The following is a 25195-nucleotide window of genomic DNA, read 5'->3' on the forward strand; positions in this document are numbered from 1 at the left end:
GGTCGTTGCTTCAGGCAGATTGCATAATATTTGTATGCAATTACTCTTGCTTTGGATAATGAGGCCGTCCCCGAAGCGAGGTGCCCATCAGTGCTCATCAGTGACCGTATCAGCCAAACGAATGGAGCGAACATGAAGCTGCATCACCAGGTAAGAAAAGCCGTCTTGCTCATGGCCCTCGGTGGCCTCTGGACCGGGGCCGCGCACGCGGCCGATGCCGCGTGCCAGCCCGCCAAGGTCGCCGAGAAGTATCCGACGCTGGCAGGCAAGACCATTCGTGTCGGCGCGGACCCGCAGACGCCGCCCTATGTCTACCGCGACGCCGCGGATTTCTCGAAGGTCGTCGGCGTGGACGCCGATCTTGCCCGCGCCGTGTTCGATTGCATCGGGATCGGGCACGAATTCGTGCTGGGTGCGTGGTCGGGCCTGCTGCCGGCGGTGCAGAGCGGCCAGATCGACGTGATGTGGGACGACCTCTACTACAAGGCCGAGCGGGCCAAGGTGGTGGACTTTTCCACCTACATGACCGCGGCCACCGGCGCGCTGGTGCCGGCGGGCAATCCGCGCAAGCTCGCCGCGCCGGCCGGCTTGTGCGGGCTGACGGCATCGTTCGCCATCGGCAGCAGCAACGAGGGCCTGACCAGGAAGCACAGCGAGGCCTGCGTGGCCGCGGGCAAGCCCGCCATCACCATGGTGCCGTTCCAGGACCTGGCCTCCGGCCTGCGCCTGCTCGACAGCGGCCGCACGGACGTGATCATGTGGGACCTGGCTTTCGTCGACAACCTGGCCAGCACGCAGAAGCAGAAATACGCGCGCGCGTTCTCGGTCTCCGAGGGCTTCGTGGTCGGCGCGGCGGTTGCCAAGCAGCGCCAGGACCTGCTGCACGCGATCCACGACGGCCTGCGCGCGGTGCAGGCGGCCGGCACGCAGAAGCGCATCTTCCAGAAGTACGGCGTCGATCCCGCGCTGGAAACCGCCAGCATCATCAAGGCCGAGTGAATGAAGACGGACCTCGCCCCCCTTGTTTTTCCGCAGGCGGGACCGTCATCGCGCCGGCGCGATGGCGCCCGCGGCGATGCCAACCGCTGTCGTGAGTGCTGAACATGAATTCCCCTTCGGCTTTGAACGAATTCGCTTCCTACCTGCTCTCCGGTTTCCTGTGGGGCGGCGCGTGGATCGCGGTCCAGATCACGGCGCTGGCGATGGCCATGGGCCTGGCGCTCGGCCTGGTGCTGGCGCTGATGCGCGGCTCGCGCTTCGCGCCGCTGCGCGGCGGCGCGTGGTTCTATATCTGGCTGATGCGCGGCACGCCGCAACTGCTGCAGCTGGTGTTCATCTTCGACGCCTTGCCCGCGCTGGGAATCAAGCTGGGCAGCTTCGCCACGGCGGTCATCGGCTTCGGCCTCAACCAGGCCGCCTTCAGTGCCGAGAACATCCGCGGCGGCATCGCTTCGGTGAACCGGAACCAGGCGGTCGCTGCGGGCTCGCTCGGCATGGGGCCGTTTCTGACGCTGCGCCGCATCGTCCTGCCGCAGGCGCTGCGCACCATCCTGCCCGGCATCGGCAACGACGTCATCAGCATGCTCAAGCTGACTTCCATCGCCTCCATCGTCTTCGTGCAGGAACTGACCTTCCGCGCGCAGCAGGTGGTGGGGCAGAACTTCCGCTTCTTCACGGTGTTCGCGGCGGCGGCGCTGCTCTACCTGCTGATGACCAGCGTGATCTCGCTGGTGCAAGGCTGGCTCGAGCGCCGGCTCGACCTCGACCGTCCGCGCCCGGCGCCGGAGGCGAGTCCGTGGCGGCGCCTGCTGGGATGGACGCCGGCCCGGCCCGCCCGCGCAGTCCGGCCGGCGGCCGCGAGCCCCGTGCCGGCGGCGCCGGTGCCGCCGGCCGGGGCCGAAGCGCCTTGCTGGCTGGGGCGCCTGATCTCCCCGCGCTCCGACGTTGCCGGCGCCAATGCCGGCGGCGCGCCGCTGATCGTCTGCCGCAACGTGCAGAAGCAATATGACGGGCGCGAGGTGCTCGCCGGCATCGACCTCACCGTCAACGCGGGCGAGGTGGTGGTCCTGCTCGGGCCGAGCGGCTCGGGCAAGAGCACCTTCCTGCGGATGGTCAACCACATGGAGGCGATGGACCACGGCGAAATCACGGTCGGCGGCAAGCACGTGGGCTACGACAAGTCGCCGATGGGCGTCATCAAGCCGCGCCACGACCTCGCCGCCGCGCGTGCCCGCGCGCGCATCAGCATGGTGTTCCAGCACTTCAACCTGTTCAGCCATCTCACCGCGCTCGAGAACGTCATGGAAGCGCCGGTGCGCGTGCACGGCGTGCCCGAACCCGAGGCGCGCGAGACCGCGCTGCGCCTGCTGGCCGAAGTCGGGCTGGAGCGCCATGCCGATCACCTGCCGCACCGGCTCTCGGGCGGGCAGCAGCAGCGCGTGGCGATCGCGCGCGCGCTGGCGATCTCGCCGCGCGTGATGCTGTTCGACGAGCCCACCTCGGCGCTCGATCCCGAACTCGTGGGCGAAGTGCTGAGCGTCATGCGCAAGCTGGCCCGCGCCGGCATGACCATGATCGTGGTCACGCACGAGATCCGCTTCGCGCGCGAAGTGGCCGACCGCGTGGTGTTCATGGACGGCGGCCGCGTGATCGAGCAGGGGCCGCCCGAGCAGGTGATCGACGCGCCGTCCCATGAGCGCACGCGCCGCTTCCTGGGCGTCGTGGACGGCGCGCCGGCGGTGCCGGCGCCGGTCGCCAGGATGCAGGTCGTTTCATGAGCGAAGTCAGGACACCGGGCTTCTGCGCCCTCTGCAAGTCGCGCTGCGGCTCGGTCATGGTGACCGAGGGCGGCCGCTTCCTGCGCCAGGAGCCCAATCCCGCGCACCCGACCGGCCAGGCGCTGTGCGTCAAGGGCAAGGCCGCGGCCGAGATGATCTACCGCGAGTCGCGCCAGCTCTACCCGCTGCGCCGCACGAACCCGAAGGGCAGCGCCGATCCGGGCTGGGTCCGCATCTCGTGGGAAGAGGCGCTGGATCGCACCGCCGCCGCGCTCGACGCGCAGCGCCGCGCGCACGGCGCCGAGAGCGTTGCCTTCGGCTGGACCACGCCGAGCGGCACGCCGTTCTCGGACGACCTGCGCTGGGTCGAGCGCTTCACCAATATCTTCGGCAGCCCCAACGTGGCCTACGGCACCGAGATCTGCAACTGGCACAAGGACCACGCGCATGCCTATACCTTCGGCCGCTCGATCGCCTCGCCCGACTTCGAGCACACCGGCTGCGTGGTGCTGTGGGGCCACAACCCCAGCGCGACCTGGCTCGACCACGCCACCGCCACCGGCGCGGCGGTGGCGCGCGGTGCCAGGCTGATCGTGGTGGACCCGCGCCGCGCCGGCTTCGCCGCGCGCGCCGACCAGTGGCTGCGGGTGCGCCCGGGCGCCGACGGCGCGCTGGCGCTCGGCATCGCGAACCAGATGCTGGCCAATGGCTGGTTCGACCAGGACTTCGTGCGCCGCTGGACCAACGGCCCTTTGCTGGTGCGCGACGACAACGGGCAATTCCTGCGCGCGCGCGAGCTGGCCCGGCCGCCCGCGGGCAGCCGGCCGGGCGACCTGGTGGCGCTCGGCGGCAAGGGAGAGCCGGTGCCGTACGCGCCGGACACGCGCACCTTCGGCACGGACGGCCTGCCCGCCCTGCGCGGCACCTTGCCGGCGGAACTGGCCGACGGCCGCACGGTGGACTGCCGCACCGCCTTCACGCTGTACGAGGCGCTGTGCGCCCAATATCCCCCCGCGCGCGTCGAAGCGCTGTGCTGGGTGCCCGCGGAACAGGTCACGGCGACGGCCCGGCTGCTGCACGAATCCGGCCCGGTCTGCTATTACGCGTGGAGCGGGATCGGCCAGCACACCAACGCCACGCAGACCGACCGCGCGCTGGCGATCCTGATGGCGCTGACCGGCAGCTTCGACGCGCCCGGCGGCAACGTCAGCTTCGGGCGCCCGCCCGCGGCCGACGTGTCCGGCGCCGAATGGATGCCGGCCGAGCAGGCCGCCAAGTGCATCGAGCTGGCCCGCTCGCCGCTGGGGCCGGGCCGGGACCGCTGGATCGGCGCCGACTCGCTGTACGCCGCCATCCTGGAGAAGCAGCCCTACGCGGTGCGCGCGCTGGTGAACTTCGGGCGCAACTTCCTCGTCAACCACGCCAACGCGCAACGCGGCGCGCGGGCGCTGGCGGCGCTCGAGTTCTACGTGCATTGCGACGTGGTGATGAACCCCACCGCGGCGCATGCCGACATCTTCCTGCCGATCAACACGCCGTGGGAGCGCGAATCGCTGCGCGTCGGCTTCGAGGGCAGCGCCGCCGCCGAGCGCCTGGTGCAACTGCGGCAGGCCGCGATCCCGAGCCGCGGCGAGTCGCGCGCCGACGGCTTCGTGGTGTTCGAGCTGGCCAGGCGCCTCGGCATGGGCGACGCCTTCTGGCAGGGCGACATCGAAGCCGGGCTGGCGCACGTGCTGGCGCCGTCGGGCCTGACGCCCGCCATGCTGCGCGCGCAGCCCGGCGGCATCTCCTATCCTGCCGAGACCCGCTACCGGCAATACGAGACGCGCGGCTTCAAGACCGCGACCGGGCTGGCCGAGATCTACTCGGAGGTGTTCCATCTCGCCGGGCAGCCGGCTTTGCCGGCGTTCGTGGAGCCGGCCGCCTCGCCGCTGCGCGATGCGGATGCGGCCGCGCGCGCCTACCCGCTGGTGCTCACCTCGGCCAAGGTGGTGCAGTACTGCCACGGCCAGCACCGCGACATCCCCTCGCTGCGCAGGCGCGCGCCGCACCCGGAAGTCAGCCTGCACCCCGACGCGGCGGCCGCGCGCGGCATCGCCGACGGCGACGAGATCGAATTGCTGACGCCGATGGGCGGCGCGCAGGCCCGCGCCAGGTTCGACCGCAGCCTGGACGCGCGCGTGGTGTGCGCGCAGTACGGCTGGTGGCAGGCCAATGCGGCGCTGGGCCTGCCCGGCTACGATGCGCTGGCGGCCGGCAGCGCCAGCGTGAACCGCGTGCTGCCCGACGCGCAGGCCGATCCCGTGAGCGGCTCGGTCGGGCTGCGCTCGGGGCTTTGCGAAGTGCGCCTTGCGGCCGGCCGGGCGCCGCGGGCCTGGGAAGGCTGGCGCGATTTCCGCGTCGAGGCGATGCGGCGGGAATCCGCCGACGTGGTCTCGCTGAGGCTGGCGCCGGTCGACGGCCTGCCGCTGCCGCCGTTCCGCGGCGGCCAGCACGTCACGGTGCGGATACCGGCGCCGGACGGCGCAGCGCCGCTGGTGCGCTGCTATTCCCTGTCGGGTGCGGCCGGCGGGCCGGCTTACCGGATCTCGGTCAAGCTGGCGCGCGGGGACGCGCGTGGGGGCCAGGGCGCGCCCAGCGGCTCGGCGGCGATCCACGCGCTCGACGCCGGCGCCGTGCTGGCGCTGCAGGCGCCGGCCGGGCGCTTCCACCTGCGCGACATGGATACCGCGTCGCCGGTGCTGATGGCCGCGGCCGGCATCGGCATCACGCCGCTGCTGTCGATGCTGCACGAGACGCGGCGGCGCAATCCGGCGCGGCCTGTCACGCTGCTGTACGGCGTGCGCGCGCGGGCCGACCATGCCTTCCGTGCCGAGCTCGAGGCGCTGCGCGCGGCCATGCCGAATGTGCGCGTGCTGACCTACTTCAGCGCGCCGGCGGCCGGCGCGGACGGCGGGCACGAACGGGCCGGCCGTCTCGACGCGCAGGCCCTGCTGCCGTGGTACGTGCCCGGCATGGATGCCTATCTGTGCGGTCCCGGCCCGATGGTGCGGGCGCTGACCCGGGCGCTGCGCGATGCCGGCGCCGGGGACGGCGCCATCCATGCCGAAGCCTTCGGCCCGTCGAGCCTCGAGGCGGCGCCCCGCGCGGACCTGGTCCCGCAGGCCGTCACCTTCGCGCGCTCCGGCGGCACCATGACGTGGCGCCCCGATGGCGGCTCGCTGCTGGACCAGCTGGCGGCGTCGGGCCGGGCCATGGCCAGCGGTTGTCGCGCAGGCCAGTGCGAAAGCTGCATAATCCGGGTGATCGACGGCAGCGTGGCGCATCCGGAAGGCAGCGCCCCGGTGCCGGGCGGCCGGTGCCTGCCCTGCGTCTGCGTGCCCACTTCGCCGTTGACGCTCGATCTATGACCCGCCATTGTTGCCGGCCGCGCCGCGGCCCCGAGGCGGGAATGAGGAGTGAACGAGGAGTGAACGAGTAATGAGTCGACCGCCGCCCAGCCCAGCCGCGCTGCCCCTGGCCCGGACCCGGACGGAGAGCCTGCGGCTGCAGCTCGAGCAGGACATCGTGTCGGGCAAGCTGCGCCCGGGGCAGAAGCTGGACGAGGAAGAGATCGCCGCGCGCTTCGGCCTGTCGCGCACGCCGGTGCGCGAAGCCATCAAGGCGCTGTCGTCGTCTGGCCTGCTGGACGTGCGCCAGCACCAGGGCGCCTACGTGGCGCAGCTGACGCTGCAGTCGATCGCCGAAATGCTCGAGATGATGGGCGTGCTCGAAGTGGCGTGCGCCGAAATGGCGGCCCGCCGCCACACCGCCGCCGACCGCGCGGCCATCGGCGCGGCCCGGCGCGAATGCGAGGCGGCCCAGGCCGGGCCCGACCCGGTCGCCTTCTACGCCGCCAACGTGCGTTTCCACGACGCCATCTACTCGGCCGCGCACAACGATTACCTGCGCCAGCAGGCGCGCGCGCTGCGCGTGCGGCTCGAACCGTACCGGCGGCAGATCTCCTACCACGAAGGCCTCATCCAGAAGTCGGTCCGGGAGCACGCCGACATCGTCGAGGCGATCTTCTCGATGGATCCCGAACGCGCGCGGGTGGCGATGCGCGGCCATATCGCCGCGCTGGCGAGCGACATCGCCTCGCTGTCGTCGCTGGTCGCCAGCCCGGCCCAGGCCGCGGGCTTCTAGCCGCGCGGCGCCTGCCTCCCGGAGGCTCTTCCGCGGTTCTTTTCCGCAGTCTTCTTGCGCGCTTTTTTCCCGTGCTTCAAGGGGCGGTATAGTGCTGCCTGCGCGCCGTGCGGCGCGCCGCACGGCATGGCCGGGCGCGAGAGCAATCCAGGTATCCAGGAGCCGGGCAGACATGCCGAAAACCAAGACCCAGCCGGACGGCGCCGAGACCTTGGCCGGTCATGGGGACGACCGCGCCGCGGCGCCGGCCCGGCGGCGCACCCCCGCCGCGGTCGGGAAAGCCGCCGCCAAGGCGCCGTCCGCCAAGCCGGCCGCGCCGCGCGGCCGCGCCGCCAGGGCGCCCGCCGTGCGCAGCGAGTCGGCGATCAACCGGCGCCAGCGCCAGATCGACGCCAAGCGCGAGACCATCATCGGCGCCGCGCTGGGCCTGTTTTCCCGCTTCGGCCTGCACGGCACCAGCCTCGACCAGGTGGCGCAGCGCGCCGACGTTTCCAAGAGCAACCTGCTCTATTACTTCCCCAACAAGGAAGAGCTCTACCTCGCCGTATTGCGCGACCTGCTGACCGTGTGGCTGGCGCCGCTGCGGGACTTCAGCGCCGACCAGGATCCCAGCCAGGCCATCGGCGACTATATCCGCCGCAAGCTCGTCACCTCGCGCGACCATCCGGACGCGTCGCGCCTGTTCTGCCTGGAGGTGGTCCAGGGCGCGCCGCTGCTGCGCGACGAACTGGCGCATGAGTTGCGCGAGCTGGTCGAGCAGAAATCCGAGGTCATCCGCGCCTGGGTGGCGGACAACCGCCTGGCGCCGGTCGAGCCGCATCACTTCCTGTTCGCGCTGTGGTCCACCACGCAGCATTACGCCGACTTCGGCGTCCAGGTCCAGGCGCTGACCGGCCGCACGCTCGAAGACCCCGGGTTCTTCGAGGAGGCCGTCGCCAACGTGCAGCGTATCGTGCTGCACGGCGTGCTGCCGCAGGCCGGGTCCTAGGTCTCACGCAGGCCCCGGCCTCAGGCCGGCGCGATCTCGTGATAGCGCCGGTCGAAGTAGATCAGGCCGTGCGCGCTGTCGCCCACCGAGATGGCCAGCGCCTGGCAGAACAGCACGTCATGCGTGCCCACGCTGGTGCGGCTGACGATGCGGCAGTCGAACGAGACCGCCGCGTCCTCCAGCACCGGCGCTCCCGTCGCGCGGCGCTGCCAGCGGCCCGCGGCGAAGCGCTCCGCCATCGGCGTCTTGCCGCCGAACAGGCCGGAGATCGCCTGGTGCCCCGCGCGCAGCGCATTGACGCAGAGCACGCCATTCTGGTCGAAGGCCGGATAGACCGAGGCGCTGCGGTTCAGGCAGACCAGCAAGGTCGGCGGCGCGTCCGTGACGCTGCAGACCGCCGAGGCGGTGAAGCCGGCGCGGCCGCCGGGGCCGTCGGTGGTGATGATGTTCACCGCGGCGCCGAGGCGCGACATCGCATGGCGGAAGTCGTCCTTGCTTGGCTGCGCCGCATCGGCGTCGTTCCATGCCGCGCAGGCGGGGGCGGCGGGCTGCGCGGGTCGAAGGTGGGTCATGGCTTGCTCCAGAGGTCCGGGGGGCGGGAGGTTCGGCAGAGGTTCGGCAGCGGTTCGGCAGAGGTTCGGCAGAGGTTTGGCAGAAGCGCGATCGTCAGGCCAGCACGCAGGCTTCGTCGAAACCGAGGCGCGGCAGGCGCCCGAACACCTTGGCGCTGTCGCCATGGCCAAGGTTGATCAGGAAGTTGGTGGTCCACGTGGTGCCGGCCAGGAAGGCCTGGTCGACCAGCGCCTTGTCGAAGCCGGACATCGGCCCCGCGTCCAGCCCCAGCCCGCGCGCGGCCAGGATCAGGTAGGCGGCCTGGAGCGTGCCGTTGCGGAACGCGGTCTCGTGGGCCGCGGCGGGGCTGCCGGTGAACCAGCTGCGCGCGTCCGCATGCGGGAACAGCGCGGGCAGCTTGTCGTAGAACGCCGTGTCCCACGCCGCGATCACCGTCACCGGCGCCGCCATCGTTTTCTCGAGGTTGCCCTTCGACAGGGCCGGCGCCAGGCGCCGCTTGCCTTCCTGCGTGCGGACGAAAACGAAGCGCGCCGGCGAGCAGTTGGCCGAGGTCGGTCCCATCCTGAGCAGGCCGTACAGGCGCCGCAGCAGTTCGTCGGCGACCGGCTCGTCGTGCCAGCCATTGTGGCTGCGGGCACCGGTGAAGAGCGTGTCCAGGGCGTCCTGGCCGATGGCTGTGGTCATGCTGCGTGCTCCGTCGTCGTGGGGGCGAGGCTTGCCGCGCCGGCGAGGAAGGCGAGCAGGCCGCGGTTGAAGGCCGCGGGGCTGGTCACGTTGTGCGCGTGGGCGCCGGTGGGCGCGAGTTCCAGCGTGGCGCGGGCCAGGCCGAGCGACAGCTCCTGGGAGCTGGTCCAGGGCACCAGCAGGTCGTCGCGCGCGGCGCTGACCCACACCGGTACGGCGATCTCGCCGAGCCGGGCATGCACGTCGAAGGCCTTGAGCGCGCCGATGCGCGCGAGCATGGTCTCCGTGCCCGGGAAGTGGGCAAACGCGTGGTCGACTTCGTCCTGCACCAGCGCGGCGTTGGCGGCCGACCATGCCGCCGGGTAGAGAAACAGCGGCTGCGCCTCGACATAGGCGCGCGCGCCCGCCGCGTGCAGCAGCGCCAGCCGCGCGGCGAAGCAGCGCGCCGTATGCGGGCTCAGGCGCGCCCACGCGTTGACCAGCGCCAGGCTCGCCACCCGTGCGGGCGCGTCGAGCGCGAGCTGCAGGCCGACGAGGCCGCCCAGCGCGTGGCCCACCACGTGGCAGCGCGCGGTATGGCTGTCATCGAGGATCTCGATCACATCCGCGGCCATGTGCGCGATGGCATAGTCGGCGGGCAGGGCGCCGGCGCTGCGGCCTGTGCCGCGCTGGTCGTAGGCGAGCACGCGGTAGCCGGCTTCCACCAGGCCGGCGATCTGCGCCCGCCAGTAGGCGGCCGCGCCGCCCAGGCCCGAGGACAGCAGCACGGTGGGCGCGCCGGCATCTCCGGTGCCGTGGATGTCGTAGGTCACGGTCATGGTCAGGCCCGCTTGCCGACGTTGGCGATCGAGGCGATTTCCACCAGCGCGTCGGGCTTGACCAGGCCGCACTGGATGCAATAGCGCGCCGGTTTCACGCCGGCGAAATACTCGGCATAGACCGCGTTGATGGCGGCGTAGTCGGCCCAGTCCTTGAGCATGATCATGTTGAACGTGACGTCGTCCAGGGTGCCGCCGGCTTCGGCCAGCACGCCTTTGACGAGGTCCAGCACGTGGCGGGTCTGGGCCGCGGCGTCGCCGACGTGGACCACGTTGTTGTCCTTGTCGAACGGCAGCGTCCCGGAGACGAAGACGAAGCCTTCGGCCAGCACGCCGGGCACGAAGGGGGCGATGGGGGTGCCGGTACCGGCCGGGATCAGGGCTTGCTTGGGCATGGTGGTTTCCTGTGCGCGGGGTTTGGGGGCGAGAGCGGGGTCAGGCGGGTTCGGCCGTGGCGGCGCAGGCGGGGGCGTGCGCCACCGCGCGGCAGAAGTCGTCGACCGTGGCGACCCAGCCGAAGAAGGTCTCCACGTTGTAGACCGCCGCGGCCTGGATGGCCGGGCCGCCAAGCTCGTGCGTCGCGTCTTCGAGCATGAGCCCGAAGTATTCGAGATGGAACGCGTCGCGCAGCGTGGATTCCACGCACACGTTGGTGGCGATGCCGGTGAACACGAGGTTGCGGATGCCGCGCGCGCGCAGCGTGCTGTCGAGCGTGCTGTTGAAGAAGCCGCTGTAGCGCGTCTTGGGCACCACGATGTCGCCGGCCTGGGGCACCAGCGCGTCGATCAGCGCGTAGTCCCAGCCGCCCTTGGCGAGGAAGCGGCCCTGCAGTTCCGGGTGCCGGCGCATGGTCTTCAGGGCATTGGACTTGTGCCAGTTCGGCGAGCCGGGGCCGCCGGCCTCCACGTACGCCGCATCCCAGCCGTTCTGCAGGAAGACGACGGGCATGCCGGCGGCGCGCGCGGCCGCGACGGCGCGCACCACGTTGTCGATCACGCCGCGCGCGCCGGAGATGTCGAAGCCGGCGCTGTCGACATAGCCGCCGGGCGTGGCGTAGGCGTTCTGCATGTCGACGACGATCAGCGCCGTGTTGCCGCGCTGCACCGCGAGCGGCTCCGGGCGCGCGGGTATCACCAGCGGGGCCGGCGTGCCGGGCAGCGAGGGCAGGCCGGCGGCGGTATCAGAGGTCAGGGTCTGGTTTTTCGGGGGCGTCATGGCTGGCTCCGTTCAGGCGGCAAGCGCCGTTTGTCCCGCCAGGCTCGGCACCGGCGTATCGGCGCCGGCGCGGCTCTTCATCAGCGGCTGGATCCGTTCGCCGAACGCCTTCACGCCGCCGACGAAGTCATCGAAGGTCAGCAGGACGCCCTCGGTGCCGGGGACCTCGGCCACTTCGTCCAGCATGCGGGCGATGGAGGCGTAGGAGCCGACCAGCGTGCCCATGTTGATATTGACGGCGGAGGTCGGGTCGGCCATCTGGCGCACATTGGTGTCCTTGCCGGAGCGGGTGTCGGCCGCGCCCTGCTGGCCCAGCCACGCAATGGCTTCCTGGTCGGCGCCGGCCTTGTAGTGCTCCCACTTGGCGCGGGCCGCTTCGTCGGTCTCGTCGGCGATCACCATCATCAGCACGTAGGTGGTGACGTGGCGCCCGGTCCTGGCGGTGGCTTCGATCAGCTTCTCGGCGGCCGGCGCGAAGGCCTTGGGCGTGTTCACGCCCTTGCCGAAGCAGAAGTTGTAGTCGGCGTACTGCGCGGAGAATTCCATGCCGGCATCGCTCTGGCCGGCGCAGATGACCTTCATGTCGGCTTGCGGGCGCGGGCTCAGGCGGCAGTCTTCCATCTGGAAGTGGTCGCCCTTGAAATCGGACTTGCCGGACTCCCACAGGTCGCGCAGGACCTGGATGTATTCGGACAGGTAGGCGTAGCGCGTGGAGAAGAACTCGTCGCCGGGCCACATGCCCATCTGCGAGTACTCGGGCCGTTGCCAGCCGGTCACCAGGTTGAGCCCGAAGCGGCCGTTGGAGATCGAGTCGATGGTCGATGCCATGCGCGCGACGATGGCCGGCGGCATCACGAGGGAGGCGGAAGTCGCGAACAGCTTGATCTTGCTGGTCACGGCGGCCAGGCCCGCCATCAGCGTGAACGATTCCAGGTTATGGTCCCAGAACTCCGTCTTCCCGCCGAAGCCGCGCAGCTTGATCATGGACAGCACGAAGTCCAGCCCGTAGTGTTCCGCGCTCTGTGCGATCTGCTTGTTCAGTTCGAAGCTCGGCTTGTACTGCGGTGCGTTCTCCGAGATCAGCCAGCCGTTGTTGCCGATGGGGATGAAGATGCCGACGTTCATGAAGGGCCTCATGGGTGAGAGTGAGTGCGATAGGCGCATGAACGTTTAGCAATCGTCGTGCCAAATATATAAACCTATAAAAATCAGTTACTTGTAAAATCGCGACGGCATCTGTTTGACCAAATGGTCCAAGTTGGATCAAAAGGTCTTGTGCCGCCGCGTCAGGATGGTGCGGCGGGCGCCCGGTTTGGGTGCGGCCGCGCGCTGCCGCCGGGCGCCGCGGCCCTCAGACCAGGGTCGACAGCACCTCGCGGCTCCAGGGCTTGAGCTCGTCGAGGCGGCCTTCGCGGACCTTGCGCGCCCAGTCGGGATCCACCAGCAGGCCCCGGCCGACCGCGGCGAGATCGAAATCGCCGCGCTCGGCCATCTTCAGCAGGTGGTCGATGCCCGTGACGCCGCTTTCCTGTCCCATCAAGGTGTCGATGTGTTCGCCCGTCATGGCGATCGAGCCGACCGTGATGCTCGGCTTGCCGGACAGCTCGCGGGTCCAGGCGGCCAGGTTGCGGTCGGTGCCGAACTCGCCCTCCCAGAACCGGCGCTGCGAGCAATGGAACACGTCCACCCCGGCATCGCTCAGCGGTTCGAGGAAGCCCAGCAGCTCGCCGGGATCGGCGAACAGTTTCGAATGGAAGTCCTGGACGCGCCACTGCGAGAAGCGCAGCGAGATCGCGAAGCCGGGGCCGGTGGCGCGGCGGATCTCGCGCACGGTATCGGCGGCCAGGCGCACGCGGTTCTGCAATGAGCCGCCGTACTCGTCGGTGCGCTTGTTGGTGCCCGGCCAGAAGAACTGGTCGAACAGGTAGCCATGCGCGGCGTGGATCTCCACGCCGTCGAAGCCGGCGGCCTGCGCGTTCAGCGCGCCTTGCCTGAAGGCCTCGACGACGGCGTCGATGTCCTGCTGCGTCGCCGCCTCGCCGTCGTGCGTGAGCGCGTGGCCGATGCCGCCGAACCAGCCCGACGGGCCGACCCGCGGCGGCGGCGCGTCGCCGGCCGCGCGCGGTGCGTACAGGCTCTCGACCATGTGCTGCTTCATCTGGCCGACGTGCCAGAGCTGCGCGATGAGCGGCGTGTCTTCGGCATGCACCGCGCGCACCACCGCGGCCCAGCCCTGCAACGCGTCGTCGCCGTACATGCGCGGCGCGTTCTCTTCATTAGCGGCCGCCGCGTGGGGAACCCAGGTTCCCTCGGTGATCACGAGCCCCACGCCGCCGCGCGCGCGCCGGGCGTAATACGCCGCGTTGGCCGGGCCGGGCACGCCACCGGGCGCCATGGTGCGCGTCATCGGCGGCATCACGATGCGGTTCTTCAGCGCAAGCGGGCCGATGCGCACGGGCTCGAAGAGCTTCGCCGTGCGCGCGACTGGCACGGCGGACGGGCTGCCGTGGGCAACGTGCGGGAACGATTCGATTGTCATTGTGGTTTTCAAGGTGGCGGGGTTGACGAAGGCAAGGCCGCCCGCGCGCGGGCGCGCTTGCGGGCAGCGGATCGCCCGCCACCATAACCATGCGCCGGGCCGCGATAAACGGCGCGCACGGAGACAGTCTGTCGCCCGCGCGGCGGCAATCGCGCGGATGCGGCGCTGGCCGGGGCGCCATCCATCGAGCCGGCACCGTCAATGACTGCTGGCACAGACATTGCGTGCCACGCTGGCCGCCGCGCCCCGCTGCGCGGCATTTCGCTTCCGTCGGTTTCCGGGAAATCTCCAAATGAGGAAAAAAGTCGCGCGCCTGGTAACGCTGGCGCTATCCGTCTGCGCGCTGGCCACCGGCGCCGCCATGGCGCAGCCATATCCGGCCAGGCCGGTCAGGCTGATCGTGCCCTTCCCGCCGGCCGGCGCGACCGATGTGCTGGGCCGCGCCATCGCCCAGAAGCTCTCGGAAGGCCTCGGCCAGCCGGTGCTGGTGGAAAACCGTCCCGGCGCGGGCAGCACCATCGGCTCGGACCAGGTCGCCAAGGCGGCGCCCGATGGCTACACGCTGCTGCTGGCATCCGGTTCGCTCGCCATCGCGGCCAACCTCTACGGCAAGCTTGGCTTCGACGTGATCAAGAGCTTCACGCCGGTCTCGCTGGTCGGCCACGTGCCGCACATGCTGGTGGTGAATCCGTCGGTCCCGGCCAACTCGGTAAAGGAACTGATCGCCCTGGCCAAATCCAGGCCGGGACAGTTGAGCGCGGCGTCGCAGGGCAACGGCACGCTGTCCCACCTGGAGCTGGAGATGTTCAAGGAGGCCGCCGGCGTCGACATCCTGCATGTGCCCTACAAGGGCAGCAACAACGTCATGCCGGATCTGCTGGCGGGCAATGTCTCGGTGTTCTTCGACAGCGTGCCGTCGTCGATGCCGCTGGTGAAGAACGGCAAGCTCAAGGCGCTCGGCGTGGTCGGCGCGAAGCGCCTGCCCACCAGCCCGGATATCCCGACGCTTGCCGAAGCCGGCCTGCCCGGGTTCGAGGTCAAGAACTGGTTCGCCCTGCTGGCGCCGGCCGGCACGCCCAAGGAGATCGTGCAAGTGCTCAACGCGCAGGTGCAGAAGGCGGTCGCCGCGCCGGACCTGGCGGAGCGCATGGCCAGCCAGGGCGTGGTGCTGGAGGCCAGCACGCCGGTACAGCTTGCCGCGCTGGTGAAGACCGACGTGGCCAAGTGGGGCAAGGTCGTCAAGGACGCCAACGTGCGCATGAACTGAGCGCGGCGGCGCTCCCCGGTGCCGGCGCCGCCGACGGTGGCGTCCGCCGGCATCGGCGCGGACAGGGGGCTACGCGGCAGGCAATGCGCGCGCCGATGCGAGGTACATGCGCACCAGTTCGCGCGTTTCGTTCGCCACCGCGCGGCGCAGCGCCGGCTTGTCCTGATCGGCGCCGCGCGCGCCCAGCACGCCCTTGAGCAGGTGCAGCAGGACTGCCGCCATCGCTTCCGCGCGCGCCGCGGGCAGGTTGGGCGCGGCCTTCTTGACGATAGCCATCACACCGTGCCGCATCGCCGCGCGGAACTGGGCGCGCTTGTCGTCGCTGCCGGCGCCGGCGTCCAGCAGTGCGATGGCGAAGCTGCGCTCGGCCTTGAGCGCCAGCATGAAGTCCACCAGCGCGGCCGCCAGCGCCTCGGGCGGCATCGCCGCGGCGCGCTGCTCCACCTCGGCCAGGCCGTCGACGGCCAGCTTGGCGTAGCGCAGCAGCAGGGTATCGGCGAGCGCTTCCTTCGACGGGAAGAAGCGGTAGAGCGAGCCGATGGCCGTGTCCGAGCGCGCCGCGATCTCCGTCATGGTGGCCGCCTCGTAGCCTTTTTCCAGGAAGATCTCCGCGCCCGCCTCCAGGATCGCCGCGACGCGGATGCGGCCGCGCTGGCGCTTCGGTTCGTTGGCGCCGGCGCCCGGCTGGGTGAAGGGTTCGGAAGACATGTCGGCGGGGATGCGATAGGAGGAGCGGGGCATGCTAGCACGGGGGCCGCGCGGCCCGTTCCCGGTGCCGGCTGCGCTGGACCTTGCCGAAATGCAGCGACAGGTACACGCCCATCGCCAGCGCGCCGGCCAGCAGCACCGCCAGCTCCGCGCCGAACGCCAGCCCGACCGGATGGCGGGACAGCAGGAACAGGCCGGCCACGAGATTGGCGAAGCCCCACAAGCTGTTGAGAATGGGCGGGGAATCGCCGACCCCGCGCGGCCGCGCGAACGGCGTGGGAAACGGCATGCCGCGCAGCCCCGAGCTGAGGTGCGGAATGCTGTTGCAGAGCAGCGCTCCGCAGAAGAAGGTGGAGAAGTGGATCATGGCGTCGCCGTGATGGTTGAGGAGCGGGGTCAGGAAAGAGAGGCGCGGCGGCCGGCCCGCGCGGCGAAGAACCTCGCCAGCGGCGGCCTCAGCAGAAGGACGGCCAGGAAGCGCAGCATCTGCATGGCCATGACGAACGGCACGTCGACATGGCTGGAGGCGGCGATGAGGGCCACCGTGTCCGCGCCGCCCGGGCTCATGGCCAGGTAGGCGCTGAGCGGATCGACGCCGGTGGCCAGCACCAGCAGCGCGGCGAGCGCGCCGCATGCGCCGACCAACGCGAGCGTGCACATCAGCAGCCGGGGCAGCGCCCGGGCCGCATGCAGGAGCAGCGGCCGGGTAAAGCGAAAGCCGATGCGCCAGCCGACCATGGCGTAGGCCAGCATCAGCAGCCAGGGCGGCAGCGCGAGCCGGATCCAGCCATGATGGGCAAGGTACATGCCGGCGAACAGCGGCAGCAGGAAGGCGCCGGCGCGGATGCGCAAGCGGTGCGCGATCGCCGGGCCCAGCACGGCAAGCGCGAGCGTCTCGAGCAGCGGCAGCCAGGGGACCGGCGCGAACCAGCCGGCCGCGAGGTGCGCATGATGCTCGCCCACACCCCAGATCCTGGCCACCACGGCGGCGACCGCGGCCACCACGATTACGCGCAGGTACTGCATGAAGGCCACCAGCTCGGCGTCGCCGCCATAGGATTCGGCCATCAGGATCATGGCGGTGGCGGCGCCCGGGCTCAGCCCCCACAGCGCCGTGGTGCCGGGCAGCACGCGCCGGCGCGTCAGCCACCATCCCAGCGCGCCGCTGACCGCGATCACCGAGACCACGCCGGCGGCAAACACCGGCCAGCGCCCGGCGACCGTGCCGTAGAACCATGACGGCAGCATGCTGGCGATCATGCAGCCGATCAGCCCCTGCGACACCAGGAACGCCGCCGGCGCCACGCGCAGGCGCGCCCCGGCGGCGCTCGCCATGATGCCTGCCAGCAACGGTCCGAACAGCCGCGCAGCCGGCACGCCGAGCCACTCCAGCGCGGCGGCGAGCGCGGCGGAAAACCCCGCCAGCGCCACCCAGCGGAGCACGCGGCCGGCCTTTCCGGTGGCGGAATCCGGCGCGCGGGGCGGGTTCCGGGTGATGGCGTCGGGCATCTTGGCGCTCTGCTTGCAGGTGTCGATATGCGAGGATATTCTCGCAAAAAATAGTAGAAGGTATCTTCGCATAAGTCAACGCGGACGCGCCGCGATTGCAGCCCGGTATGCCCTTCGATAGAATGCAAACAATTCTTATTTGCAATTGAATCGGGGGCACGAGCCCTGCCAGGGGAACAACGATGCCGGCCGCCGCACCTCTCCCGCACCAACACATCCACGCGCTTTACAGCGACCACCACCGCTGGCTGCAGGGCTGGCTCGGCCGCAAGCTGGGCAACGCCTTCGACGCCGCCGACGTGGCGCAGGACGTGTTCATGCGCCTGCTGGCGCGTCCGGCCGCCGTCGAGATGCGCGAGCCGCGCGCCTACCTGAGCACCATCGCCCACGGGCTGGTGGTCGAGCGCTGGCGGCGGCGCGAGCTGGAGCTGGCGTGGCTGGAGACGCTGGCCGCGCTGCCCGAGCCCGAGGCGCCGTCGCCCGAGAGCCGGCTACTGTTCCTGGAGGCGCTGATCGCGGTGGACGCCATGCTCGACAGCCTCAAGCCCAAGGTCCGCACCGCCTTCCTGCTGGCCCAGCTCGACGGGCTGACCTGCCCGCAGATCGCCACGCGCCTGGGCGTGTCGCTGTCGACGGTGGAGCGCTATATCGCCAGCGCGCTGCGCCACTGCTACCAGTTGCGCTTCCACGCATGAGCGCGGCCCGCAGCGCGTCCGCCGGCATGGCCGCGGCGGCGGACGCCGCCGAGATCCCCGGCAACATCGTCGACGAGGCCATCGCCTGGGCGGTGCGCCTGGATTTCAACGTGCCCACGCCGCAGGGCCGCGAGGCGTTCGCCCGCTGGCTGGCGGCCAGCCCGCTGCATGCCGCGGCATGGGGGCGGGTGCAGTCGCTCAACGCCGACTTCGCGCGGTTGCCGGCGCGGCTCGCGCACGACACCCTCGACGCCGCCGACGCCCTGCGCGCGGCGCGCGCGCGCCAGCGCCGCGACGCCCTGCGCGCGCTGGCCTTCGGCAGCGTCGCGCTGGCGGCGGGATGGTCCGGCTACCGCCACGCACCGTGGCAGCGCCTCGTGGCCGACTACAGCACCGCCACCGGCGAGCGCCGCACCATCGCGCTGGCGGACGGCACCGTGGTCGTGCTCAATACCGACAGCGCCGTCGACGTGCGCATGGACAGCGTGCAGCGCCGCATCACGCTGCGCCGCGGCGAGATGCTGGTCACCACCGGGCACGATGCGCAGGCGCGCGCGCGGCGTCCGTTCTGGGTCGGCACGCCGTTCGGCGCCATGCAGGCGCTGGGCACGCGCTTCACGGTGCGGCTGTACGCGGCGGACGCGCGCATCAGCGTGCAGGAGGGCGCGGTGCAGCTCCATCCGGCCACCGGCCTGCCCGCCGATCCCGGCGCGCCCATCGTGCATGCCGGGCAGAGCGGCCGGCTCGGCGCCGACGGTGCCTCGCTGGTGCCGGCGCCCGCGGCCGACCCGGCCGGCTGGGTGGACGGCGTGATCGCCGCGCGCGGCATGCGGCTGGACGCGCTGCTGGCCGAGCTGGCCCGCTACCGCAGCGGCCATGTCGGCTGCGACGCGCGCGTGGCCGCGCTGCCCGTGTCGGGCGTGTTCCAGCTCGGCGACACCGACGCCACGCTGCAATTCCTGGTGCAGACGCTGCCGGTCAAGGTGCGTTTCCTCACGCGCTTCTGGGTCATGGTGGGCCCGGACGGCACGGCCTGAGCGGGCCGGGGCGGTCCCGCGGCGGCCCGCCCGAAAAAAAACGGAGAAAAACTGAGGGGATTGGCGTTTTCGCTCGGCAGACAAGTAGAAGCCCTCCTGCAACCTGCCGTATCCGATCCGCCCGAATCCGCCGATGTCCGCTCCTGCCCCCCGTTTCTCGCGCTTGTCCCGCCGTGCCCTCTCCCGCCGTGCCCTCTCCCTCCGCGCCGATGCCGCCCCGGCCCCGCGCCCGCTGACGCTGGCCCTGCGCGCCGCGTTGCTGGGCCTGGCGCTGGGCAGCGCGGCCGTGCCGCGCATGGCCTGCGCGCAGGCCGCCACGGCCCCGGCCAACGCCCATGCCTACGGCATCGCCGCCGGACCGCTGGAGCCCGCGCTGAACCAGTTCGCGCGCGCCGCGGGCATCAACCTGTCGTATGACGCCGCCGCCGTCGGCGGCCTGGCCACGCATGGCCTGTCCGGCAGCTACGGCGTCGAGGCCGGCCTGCGCCGGCTGCTCGACGGCACCGGGCTCGAGGCCGTGCCGCAGGCCGGCAGCGGCTACAGCCTGCGCAAGGCCAGCGCCGCCGCCATCGCCGCGGCACCCGCGGCCGCCGGGCCCACGCTGCCCGCCGTGGAAGTGCGCGGCCAGCGCGAGCTGAGCGCCACCACCGACGGCAGCGGCAGCTACGGCGCGCGCGCCGTGACGAACTTCGGCAAGGCGCCCGTCGCGCAGAAGGACATTCCCAGCTCGGTCTCGGTGCTGACCCGCCAGCAGCTGGACGACCAGGACATCCGCACGCTGCAGGAGGCGCTGCTGTACACGCCCGGCCTGACCTCGGTGAACTACGGCGACGGCTCGGCCTACTTCAACGCGCGCGGCTTTCCCGTCAACGTGCAGTACGACGGCATCTCGCTGCTCAACGGCATCCAGTACCAGTCGCAGTTCGACCTGGCCATGTACGACCGCCTCGAAGTCTTCCGCGGCCCCTCCGGCCTGATCGACGGGCAGGGTTCGCTGGGCGGCAGCGTCAACCTGGTGCGCAAGCAGCCCGGCGACAAGTTCCGCTTCGTCAGCGAAACCTCGGTCGGCTCCTGGGCCGCGCTGCGCGAGATGATCGACGTGACCGGGCCGCTCAACGAGGCCGGCACGCTGCGCGGCCGCGCGGTGGTGGTGGGCAGCAAGAGCAACAGCTTCGTCGACGGCCAGAGCAGCAAGCTCGGGCTGGGCTACGGCATCATCGAGTACGACCTGACGCCGCGCACCACGGTGTCGCTGTCGGCCGCCTACCAGGTCAATCCGCTCGACAATTTCGACTACGGCGTGGGCGTCGACACCAGCGGCACGCCAGTGATCGGGCCGCGCGGCCGCTCGCAGAACTACGGGCCGGGCTGGAACACCTCCTACCAGTCGATGCAGGAAGTCAACGGCACGGTGACGCACCGCTTCGACAACGACTGGAAGTCGCAGACCACGCTGTATTACCGCCATTCGCTGAGCCGCGGCGCGTATGCCTACGCCGCCACGCCGGAAGCGGGCACCGGCCTGGCCGACTATTTCGGGCAGGGGCAGCGCAACACCAACGAATGGCTGGGCTTCGACTCCAACGTGTCGGGCACGGTCAAGCTGTTCGGGCGCGAGCATCACCTGCTGTTCGGCGCCAATTATTCGTCGCTGTGGCAGGACAGCCTGAACACCTATCCCGACCTCGGCACGCACGACATCTTCAACCCGGTCATCCCCAGGCCCGACCTGAACAACTTCGACAACGGCACCGATACGCGCACCATCCAGTACGGCGTCTACGGCCAGGCCCGGCTGCAGGTGCTCGATCCGCTGTCGCTGGTGCTGGGCGGGCGCGAGGTCTGGTTCCAGCAGAAGACCCGCACCGTGCTGCCGGCGCCGGGCAGCGACTGGAGCGTGGCCGCGGCCGAGGAGCACAAGTTCATCCCGTATGCCGGGCTGGTCTACAGCATCACGCCGCAACTGTCGGCCTACACCAGCTACGCCAAGATCTTCTCGCCGCAGACCCAGACCACCTTCGACGGCGGCGCGCTGCCGCCGTTCTCCGGCGAGCAGTACGAGGCAGGGCTGAAGGCCGCCTTCCTCGACGGCCGCCTGAACGCGTCGGTGGCGGCCTTCCGCATCAACGGCAACGATCTCGCGGTGGAGGACCAGGACCACCCGGTCGGCTCGGTGGCCAGCGGCGCCGTGCGCAGCCAGGGCTGGGAAGCCGAGGTCGCCGGCATGCCGCTGCCCAACTGGAACATCTCGGCCGGCTATACGCTGCTGAACACGCGCTACACCTCCAGCCCCACGCTGCAGGGCAGCGCCTACGACGCCGAGGAGCCGCGCCACCTGTTCAAGCTGGCCACCAGCTACCGGCTGTCCTCGGGCCCGCTGGCCGGCACCTTCCTCGGCGCCAGCATGCTGGCGCAAAGCGGCACCACGCGCGGCTACTGGACGCAGGGCGGCTACGCGCTGTTCAACGCCCGCGTGGGCTACCGCTTCAACCGCCACGTCGAAGCCTTCCTGGCGCTGAACAATATCGCCGACCGCCACTACTACGCCCGCGTGCCCAACTCCTTCTTCGGCGAGTTCGGCGCGCCGCGCAACGTCACCGCGACGCTGCGCCTGACGTACTGAGGTCGCCGGTGCCGCCGCCTCGGTCCGCGCGGCTCGCCGCCATCACCGCCGGTGTGGCCATCTGCGCCAGCATGCGCAGCGTGGCCACCTCGCCCGGCGTCCACGCGGCGCGCGCCGCCAGGAAATTGAAGGTGCCCACGCAGCGCCCGCCCTCGCACACCGGGACATTGACCACGGCGGACAGGCCCAGCCCGCGGATCACCGCGATGTCGTCGAACACGGCGGCCAGCGCGTCGTCGCCCTCGCCGACGAAGGCCTCGCCCTGGCCCAGCACCTGGCGCGACCACGGGGAATCGGGCTTGTGCTTGCGGCCGCCGACGGGATAGGCGCCGGGGTCCGAGGACCACAGCCGCTCCACCTCGGCGCTGTCGCGCCGCCACGCGTTGATGGTCAGCAGGCCCGGGCCGAGCAGCGCCGCGGTGGCGCCGCCGATCGCGCCGAAGGCGGCGGCCGGCGCGCCGGCCGCCGCCAGTGCGCGGCACAGCGTGTCCAGCAGGGCCGCGGGCAGCGTCACGCTGGCCGTATCGGGAGTGCGTCCGCTCACGTCCTCATTCCCCCTTGATGCCCAGCTCGCGGATCAGCTTGCCATAGCGGTCCGCGTCGCGGCGCAGCGTGGCGGCGAACTGCTGCGGCGTGGAGGTGGCGGTTTCCACGCCGATGGCGTTCATCTTTTCCTTCACCTCGGGCAGCGACATGATCCGGTTGATTTCCTGGTTCAGGCGCGCCACCAGCGCGGGCGGCATGCCGGCCGGGCCGAAAGCGCCGTACCAGACCGCCAGCTCATAGCCGGGCACCGTCTCGGCCACGGTCGGCACGTCGGGCAGCAGCGGCGAGCGCTTGCTCTCGGTGACGGCGAGCAGGCGCAGCTTGCCGGCTTTCACGTGGGGCAGCGTCTGCGTGCCGGCCGAGAACAGCAGCTGGGTCTGCCCGGCAACCGTGTCCACCACCGCCGGCGCGCCGCCCTTGTAGGGCACGTGCAGCATCTGCACGCCGGCCATCTTCTCGAACAGCACGGCGCTCAGGTGGTTGGTGGAGCCGGGGCCGGCGCTGGCGTAGGCCAGCTTGCCCGGATTGGCGCGCGCGTAGGCGATCAGTTCCTTGACGTTGCGGGCCGGCACAGAAGGATGGATCACCATGGTGTTGGTGACGTAGGCCAGCAGGCCCAGCGGCGTGAAGTCCTCCACGCCGCGGAACGGCATGTTGGGCATCAGCGCCGGGTTCATCGCGTGCGTGCTCATCGAGCCGACCAGCAGCGTGTAGCCGTCGGGCCTGGCGCGCGCCACCATGGCCGAGCCGATATTGCCCGAGGCGCCCGGCTTGTTGTCGACGATCACCGGCTGGCCCAGCGAGCGCGTCAGGTGCTCGGACAGCACGCGCGCCAGGATGTCGGTGGAGCCGCCCGCGGCCCACGGCACGATCAGCGTGATGGGCTTCTGCGGATAGGCATCCGCCGCGCCGGCGCCCGACGCGGCGCACCACAGCGAGAACGCGGCAAGGCCCAGCAGGCAGCGCTTGAGTACGGCTTTCATGTCTTCAACTCTCCGATGGCGATGCGGGCGGCACGGGGCGGCCCGCCTTGATTCATGTGGTCCGGCGGCGGCTGCGCGCCGGCTTTTGTCTCCTTGTCCTGTTTTCTTGTCCTTGCCTAGCGCCCGACCGCGTAGCCCTGCATGCCGCGCGCGTTGGCGCCGGCGCGCAGCACCAGCCGCCCCTGCGCGTCGCGCTCGCGCGTGCAGGCGGACATGCGGCCTTCCGACCACGGCTCGCCCACCTTCACTTCGTGGCCGCGCGCGCGCAGTCCGGCGATGGTCTCTTCGGGCAGGCGCGACTCCACGCTCAGGCGGTTGAGCACCACCGAGCGCGGCCAGAAGGAGCCGGGGAAATGGTCGATATGCCAGGCCGGCGCGTCGATGGCTTCCTGCAGGTTCATGCCGTGCACGGCGTGGCGCAGGAAGAAGGCCACCGACCACTGGTCCTGCTGGTCGCCGCCCGGCGTGCCGAACACCATGTACGGCTCGCCGTCGCGCAGCGCCAGCGAGGGCGACAGCGTGGTGCAGGGGCGCTTGCCGGGCGCCAGCGTGTTGGGCAGGCCCGGCTCCAGCCAGGTCATCTGCAGGCGCGTGTTGAGCGCGAAGCCGAGCGCCGGGATCACCGGGCTGGAAGACAGCCATCCGCCCGACGGCGTGGCCGCGACCATGTTGCCGTGGCGGTCGATTACGTCGATATGGCAGGTATCGCCGACGAAGATCTCGCGCTCGGCCCACTCCGTCACCGGCGGCATCGCCGCGAAGGTGGGCTCGCCCACGCCGAAGCGCACGTCGGCATCGCGCAGGGTGCGCTCGGCCGCGCCCAGGTCGGGCAGGCGCGGGGCGCGGCCGTCCACCGTGCCGGCGCGGATCTCGAGCGAGGCCTGCTGGCCGATCAGTTGCGCGCGCGCGGCCAGGTAGCCGGCTTCGAGCAGGCCGGGCAGCGGCGCGTCGCCGAAGCGCGGGTCGCCGTACCAGGCCAGGCGGTCGGCCATGGCGAGCTTGGCCGCCTCCGCGATGCGGTGCACGAACTCCGCCGAGGTCGGCGCGTGGGCCGCCAGGTCGGCGTGCCGCAGCATGCCGAGCTGCTGCAGGAAGGCCGGGCCCTGGCTCCAGATGCCGCACTTGGCCACCGTGTAGCGGCCGAAGTCGAGCGTGGCCGGGGCTTCCACGGCCGGCGTCCAGCCGGCCATGTCGTCCGCGCGCAGCAGGCCCTTGTGGCGCTCGCCGGTGGTGTCGCGCACCGCCTGCGTGCGGCAGAATTCGTCGATCTCCCGGGCCACGAAGCCGCGGTACCAGCACGCCATGGCCGCGTCGATCTGCTGCTCGCGCGTGCCGCCGGCGGCCGCGGCCGTTTCCAGGATGCGGGTGTAGGTGCGCGCCACGCCGGGGGTGGCGTGCAGGCTGCCGGGGCGCGGCACGCGGCCGCCGGGCAGCCACACCTCGGCCGAGCTGTGCCACTCCTGCTGGAACAGTTCGCGCACCGCCAGGATGGCCTGCGAGATGCGCGGCACCAGCGGGAAGCCGTCGCGCGCATAGCCGATGGCCGGCGCCAGCACGTCGGCCAGCGTCCAGGTGCCGTAGTCGCGCAGCATGGCGAGCCAGGCGCCGAAGGCGCCCGGCACCGTGGCTGGCAGCAGGCCGATGCCGGGCACCAGGTCCAGCCCCATGGCGCGCAGCGCGGCCGGGTCCGCCAGCGCCGGCGCCGGGCCCTGCCCGCAGATCGAGCGCACCGCGCGCTCGCGCTCGCTCCACAGCAGGATCGGCACCTCGCCGCCGGGGCCGTTCAGGTGCGGCTCCACCACCTGCAGCACGAAGCCGCCCGCCACCGCCGCGTCGAAGGCGTTGCCGCCGCGCTCCAGCACGCTCATGGCGGTCTGCGAGGCCAGCCAGTGGGTGGACGAGACCACGCCGAAGGTACCGACGATTTCCGGGCGGGTGGTGAACATGGGGACTCCGTGGGCGATCAGTGTTGGGATGGGCTGAGCGCCAGTATAAGAGTCCGGAATAACCGTTTGCAGCCGAATAATTATTGTTGTATGAACGTTTGG

The 25195-nt window shown here is 71.2% G+C and carries 22 protein-coding genes; 9 read left to right on the forward strand and 13 right to left on the reverse strand.

What is annotated here, in order from left to right; translation table 11 throughout:
* Window positions 1–132 precede the first annotated feature (132 nt).
* The 5 genes from ACKI2N_RS22535 (at window position 133) to rutR (ending at window position 7950) form a co-directional block, all read left to right on the forward strand.
* Entirely contained in the window at window positions 133–999 is an 867-nt protein-coding gene (locus ACKI2N_RS22535) for an ABC transporter substrate-binding protein (RefSeq protein WP_420992970.1), read from the forward strand.
* Window positions 1000–1103: 104 nt separating this feature from the next.
* A complete protein-coding gene (locus tag ACKI2N_RS22540; RefSeq protein WP_420992972.1) occupies window positions 1104–2777 on the forward strand; it encodes an amino acid ABC transporter permease/ATP-binding protein in 1674 nt (557 codons plus the stop codon).
* A complete protein-coding gene (locus ACKI2N_RS22545; protein WP_420992973.1) occupies window positions 2774–6187 on the forward strand; it encodes a molybdopterin-dependent oxidoreductase in 3414 nt (1137 codons plus the stop codon). The genes ACKI2N_RS22540 and ACKI2N_RS22545 overlap by 4 nt, the downstream gene beginning before the upstream one ends.
* Window positions 6188–6257: 70 nt before the next feature.
* Window positions 6258–6962, forward strand: coding sequence for a GntR family transcriptional regulator (locus ACKI2N_RS22550; RefSeq protein ID WP_420992974.1), 705 nt, complete (start codon window positions 6258–6260; stop codon window positions 6960–6962).
* Between the two features lie 172 nt (window positions 6963–7134).
* On the forward strand, window positions 7135–7950 hold the full coding sequence (rutR, locus tag ACKI2N_RS22555; RefSeq protein ID WP_420992976.1) for an HTH-type transcriptional regulator RutR: 816 nt from the start codon (window positions 7135–7137) through the stop codon (window positions 7948–7950).
* 20 nt (window positions 7951–7970) lie between these two features.
* On the opposite strand, the gene rutF is transcribed toward rutR, so the two are convergent.
* From rutF to ACKI2N_RS22590, 7 genes are all read right to left on the reverse strand, one after another.
* Window positions 7971–8423, reverse strand: a complete 453-nt coding sequence (gene rutF, locus ACKI2N_RS22560; RefSeq protein WP_426990958.1) for an NADH-dependent FMN reductase RutF — start codon at window positions 8421–8423, stop codon at window positions 7971–7973.
* 193 nt (window positions 8424–8616) lie between these two features.
* On the reverse strand, window positions 8617–9207 hold the full coding sequence (locus ACKI2N_RS22565; protein ID WP_420992978.1) for a malonic semialdehyde reductase: 591 nt from the start codon (window positions 9205–9207) through the stop codon (window positions 8617–8619).
* Window positions 9204–10025, reverse strand: coding sequence for a pyrimidine utilization protein D (gene rutD / locus ACKI2N_RS22570; RefSeq protein ID WP_420992979.1), 822 nt, complete (start codon window positions 10023–10025; stop codon window positions 9204–9206). Before rutD ends, ACKI2N_RS22565 begins: the two co-directional genes overlap by 4 nt.
* Before the next feature lie 2 nt (window positions 10026–10027).
* The gene (gene rutC, locus ACKI2N_RS22575) at window positions 10028–10420 is read right to left on the reverse strand and encodes a pyrimidine utilization protein C (protein ID WP_420992980.1); all 393 of its coding nucleotides are present in this window, start codon (window positions 10418–10420) and stop codon (window positions 10028–10030) included.
* A gap of 40 nt (window positions 10421–10460) precedes the next feature.
* A complete protein-coding gene (gene rutB, locus ACKI2N_RS22580) occupies window positions 10461–11240 on the reverse strand; it encodes a pyrimidine utilization protein B (protein WP_420992981.1) in 780 nt (259 codons plus the stop codon).
* A 12-nt stretch (window positions 11241–11252) separates the two neighbouring features.
* Window positions 11253–12365 carry a pyrimidine utilization protein A gene (gene rutA, locus ACKI2N_RS22585; protein WP_420992983.1) on the reverse strand — a complete coding sequence of 371 codons (1113 nt, stop codon included), beginning with the start codon at window positions 12363–12365 and terminating at the stop codon, window positions 11253–11255.
* 226 nt (window positions 12366–12591) lie between these two features.
* Complete coding sequence (locus tag ACKI2N_RS22590; RefSeq protein WP_420992984.1) at window positions 12592–13779, reverse strand: 12-oxophytodienoate reductase; 1188 nt, start codon at window positions 13777–13779, stop codon at window positions 12592–12594.
* 292 nt (window positions 13780–14071) lie between these two features.
* Here ACKI2N_RS22590 and ACKI2N_RS22595 point away from each other — a divergent pair, with 292 nt between their 5' ends.
* Window positions 14072–15046 (forward strand): Bug family tripartite tricarboxylate transporter substrate binding protein, encoded by a 975-nt coding sequence (locus ACKI2N_RS22595; protein WP_420992985.1) that lies wholly within the window; start codon window positions 14072–14074, stop codon window positions 15044–15046.
* Between the two features lie 69 nt (window positions 15047–15115).
* Here ACKI2N_RS22595 and ACKI2N_RS22600 read toward each other — a convergent pair whose 3' ends face one another.
* From ACKI2N_RS22600 to ACKI2N_RS22610, 3 genes are read right to left on the reverse strand one after another with little or no spacing between them, the layout of a single operon-like run.
* Entirely contained in the window at window positions 15116–15754 is a 639-nt protein-coding gene (locus tag ACKI2N_RS22600; protein ID WP_420992986.1) for a TetR/AcrR family transcriptional regulator, read from the reverse strand.
* A 34-nt stretch (window positions 15755–15788) separates the two neighbouring features.
* On the reverse strand, window positions 15789–16121 hold the full coding sequence (locus tag ACKI2N_RS22605) for a hypothetical protein (protein WP_420992987.1): 333 nt from the start codon (window positions 16119–16121) through the stop codon (window positions 15789–15791).
* Between the two features lie 29 nt (window positions 16122–16150).
* On the reverse strand, window positions 16151–17263 hold the full coding sequence (locus tag ACKI2N_RS22610) for an AbrB family transcriptional regulator (RefSeq protein WP_420992988.1): 1113 nt from the start codon (window positions 17261–17263) through the stop codon (window positions 16151–16153).
* A 182-nt stretch (window positions 17264–17445) separates the two neighbouring features.
* Here ACKI2N_RS22610 and ACKI2N_RS22615 point away from each other — a divergent pair, with 182 nt between their 5' ends.
* The 3 genes from ACKI2N_RS22615 (at window position 17446) to ACKI2N_RS22625 (ending at window position 21618) form a co-directional block, all read left to right on the forward strand.
* Window positions 17446–17958 carry a sigma-70 family RNA polymerase sigma factor gene (locus ACKI2N_RS22615; RefSeq protein ID WP_420992989.1) on the forward strand — a complete coding sequence of 171 codons (513 nt, stop codon included), beginning with the start codon at window positions 17446–17448 and terminating at the stop codon, window positions 17956–17958.
* Window positions 17955–18995 carry a FecR domain-containing protein gene (locus tag ACKI2N_RS22620; protein WP_420992991.1) on the forward strand — a complete coding sequence of 347 codons (1041 nt, stop codon included), beginning with the start codon at window positions 17955–17957 and terminating at the stop codon, window positions 18993–18995. The genes ACKI2N_RS22615 and ACKI2N_RS22620 overlap by 4 nt, the downstream gene beginning before the upstream one ends.
* A 133-nt stretch (window positions 18996–19128) precedes the next feature.
* Window positions 19129–21618: a TonB-dependent siderophore receptor gene (locus tag ACKI2N_RS22625; protein ID WP_420992992.1), complete on the forward strand. Its 2490-nt coding sequence runs from the start codon at window positions 19129–19131 to the stop codon at window positions 21616–21618.
* Here the strand turns inward: ACKI2N_RS22625 and ACKI2N_RS22630 are convergent.
* The 3 genes from ACKI2N_RS22630 to ACKI2N_RS22640 all read right to left on the reverse strand — a co-directional run bounded on the left by ACKI2N_RS22630 (window position 21590) and on the right by ACKI2N_RS22640 (window position 25093).
* The gene (locus tag ACKI2N_RS22630) at window positions 21590–22162 is read right to left on the reverse strand and encodes a GAF domain-containing protein (protein ID WP_420992993.1); all 573 of its coding nucleotides are present in this window, start codon (window positions 22160–22162) and stop codon (window positions 21590–21592) included. The two genes, ACKI2N_RS22625 and ACKI2N_RS22630, sit on opposite strands and share 29 nt — an antisense overlap.
* Before the next feature lie 4 nt (window positions 22163–22166).
* Window positions 22167–23147, reverse strand: a complete 981-nt coding sequence (locus ACKI2N_RS22635; RefSeq protein ID WP_420992994.1) for a Bug family tripartite tricarboxylate transporter substrate binding protein — start codon at window positions 23145–23147, stop codon at window positions 22167–22169.
* Window positions 23148–23263: 116 nt separating this feature from the next.
* Window positions 23264–25093, reverse strand: coding sequence for a gamma-glutamyltransferase family protein (locus ACKI2N_RS22640; RefSeq protein ID WP_420992995.1), 1830 nt, complete (start codon window positions 25091–25093; stop codon window positions 23264–23266).
* Between the last annotated feature and the right edge of the window lie 102 nt (window positions 25094–25195).

This window comes from Cupriavidus sp. 30B13 (genome assembly GCF_049059565.2).
Taxonomy (GTDB): Bacteria; Pseudomonadota; Gammaproteobacteria; order Burkholderiales; family Burkholderiaceae; genus Cupriavidus.

Excerpts from the sequence above, each read along its gene's own strand:
- rutD (WP_420992979.1), bottom strand. The coding sequence starts at position 10,025 with ATGACCGTGACCTACGACATCCACGGCACCGGAGATGCCGGCGCGCCC.
- ACKI2N_RS22535 (WP_420992970.1), top strand. The coding sequence starts at position 133 with ATGAAGCTGCATCACCAGGTAAGAAAAGCCGTCTTGCTCATGGCCCTC.
- ACKI2N_RS22600 (WP_420992986.1), bottom strand. The coding sequence starts at position 15,754 with ATGTCTTCCGAACCCTTCACCCAGCCGGGCGCCGGCGCCAACGAACCG.
- ACKI2N_RS22625 (WP_420992992.1), top strand. The coding sequence starts at position 19,129 with ATGTCCGCTCCTGCCCCCCGTTTCTCGCGCTTGTCCCGCCGTGCCCTC.
- ACKI2N_RS22635 (WP_420992994.1), bottom strand. The coding sequence starts at position 23,147 with ATGAAAGCCGTACTCAAGCGCTGCCTGCTGGGCCTTGCCGCGTTCTCG.
- rutA (WP_420992983.1), bottom strand. The coding sequence starts at position 12,365 with ATGAACGTCGGCATCTTCATCCCCATCGGCAACAACGGCTGGCTGATC.
- ACKI2N_RS22590 (WP_420992984.1), bottom strand. The coding sequence starts at position 13,779 with ATGACAATCGAATCGTTCCCGCACGTTGCCCACGGCAGCCCGTCCGCC.
- ACKI2N_RS22550 (WP_420992974.1), top strand. The coding sequence starts at position 6,258 with ATGAGTCGACCGCCGCCCAGCCCAGCCGCGCTGCCCCTGGCCCGGACC.
- rutF (WP_426990958.1), bottom strand. The coding sequence starts at position 8,423 with ATGTCGCGCCTCGGCGCCGCGGTGAACATCATCACCACCGACGGCCCC.
- ACKI2N_RS22615 (WP_420992989.1), top strand. The coding sequence starts at position 17,446 with ATGCCGGCCGCCGCACCTCTCCCGCACCAACACATCCACGCGCTTTAC.
- ACKI2N_RS22640 (WP_420992995.1), bottom strand. The coding sequence starts at position 25,093 with ATGTTCACCACCCGCCCGGAAATCGTCGGTACCTTCGGCGTGGTCTCG.
- ACKI2N_RS22565 (WP_420992978.1), bottom strand. The coding sequence starts at position 9,207 with ATGACCACAGCCATCGGCCAGGACGCCCTGGACACGCTCTTCACCGGT.
- ACKI2N_RS22545 (WP_420992973.1), top strand. The coding sequence starts at position 2,774 with ATGAGCGAAGTCAGGACACCGGGCTTCTGCGCCCTCTGCAAGTCGCGC.
- rutR (WP_420992976.1), top strand. The coding sequence starts at position 7,135 with ATGCCGAAAACCAAGACCCAGCCGGACGGCGCCGAGACCTTGGCCGGT.
- ACKI2N_RS22595 (WP_420992985.1), top strand. The coding sequence starts at position 14,072 with ATGAGGAAAAAAGTCGCGCGCCTGGTAACGCTGGCGCTATCCGTCTGC.
- ACKI2N_RS22620 (WP_420992991.1), top strand. The coding sequence starts at position 17,955 with ATGAGCGCGGCCCGCAGCGCGTCCGCCGGCATGGCCGCGGCGGCGGAC.
- ACKI2N_RS22540 (WP_420992972.1), top strand. The coding sequence starts at position 1,104 with ATGAATTCCCCTTCGGCTTTGAACGAATTCGCTTCCTACCTGCTCTCC.
- rutC (WP_420992980.1), bottom strand. The coding sequence starts at position 10,420 with ATGCCCAAGCAAGCCCTGATCCCGGCCGGTACCGGCACCCCCATCGCC.
- ACKI2N_RS22610 (WP_420992988.1), bottom strand. The coding sequence starts at position 17,263 with ATGCCCGACGCCATCACCCGGAACCCGCCCCGCGCGCCGGATTCCGCC.
- ACKI2N_RS22605 (WP_420992987.1), bottom strand. The coding sequence starts at position 16,121 with ATGATCCACTTCTCCACCTTCTTCTGCGGAGCGCTGCTCTGCAACAGC.
- rutB (WP_420992981.1), bottom strand. The coding sequence starts at position 11,240 with ATGACGCCCCCGAAAAACCAGACCCTGACCTCTGATACCGCCGCCGGC.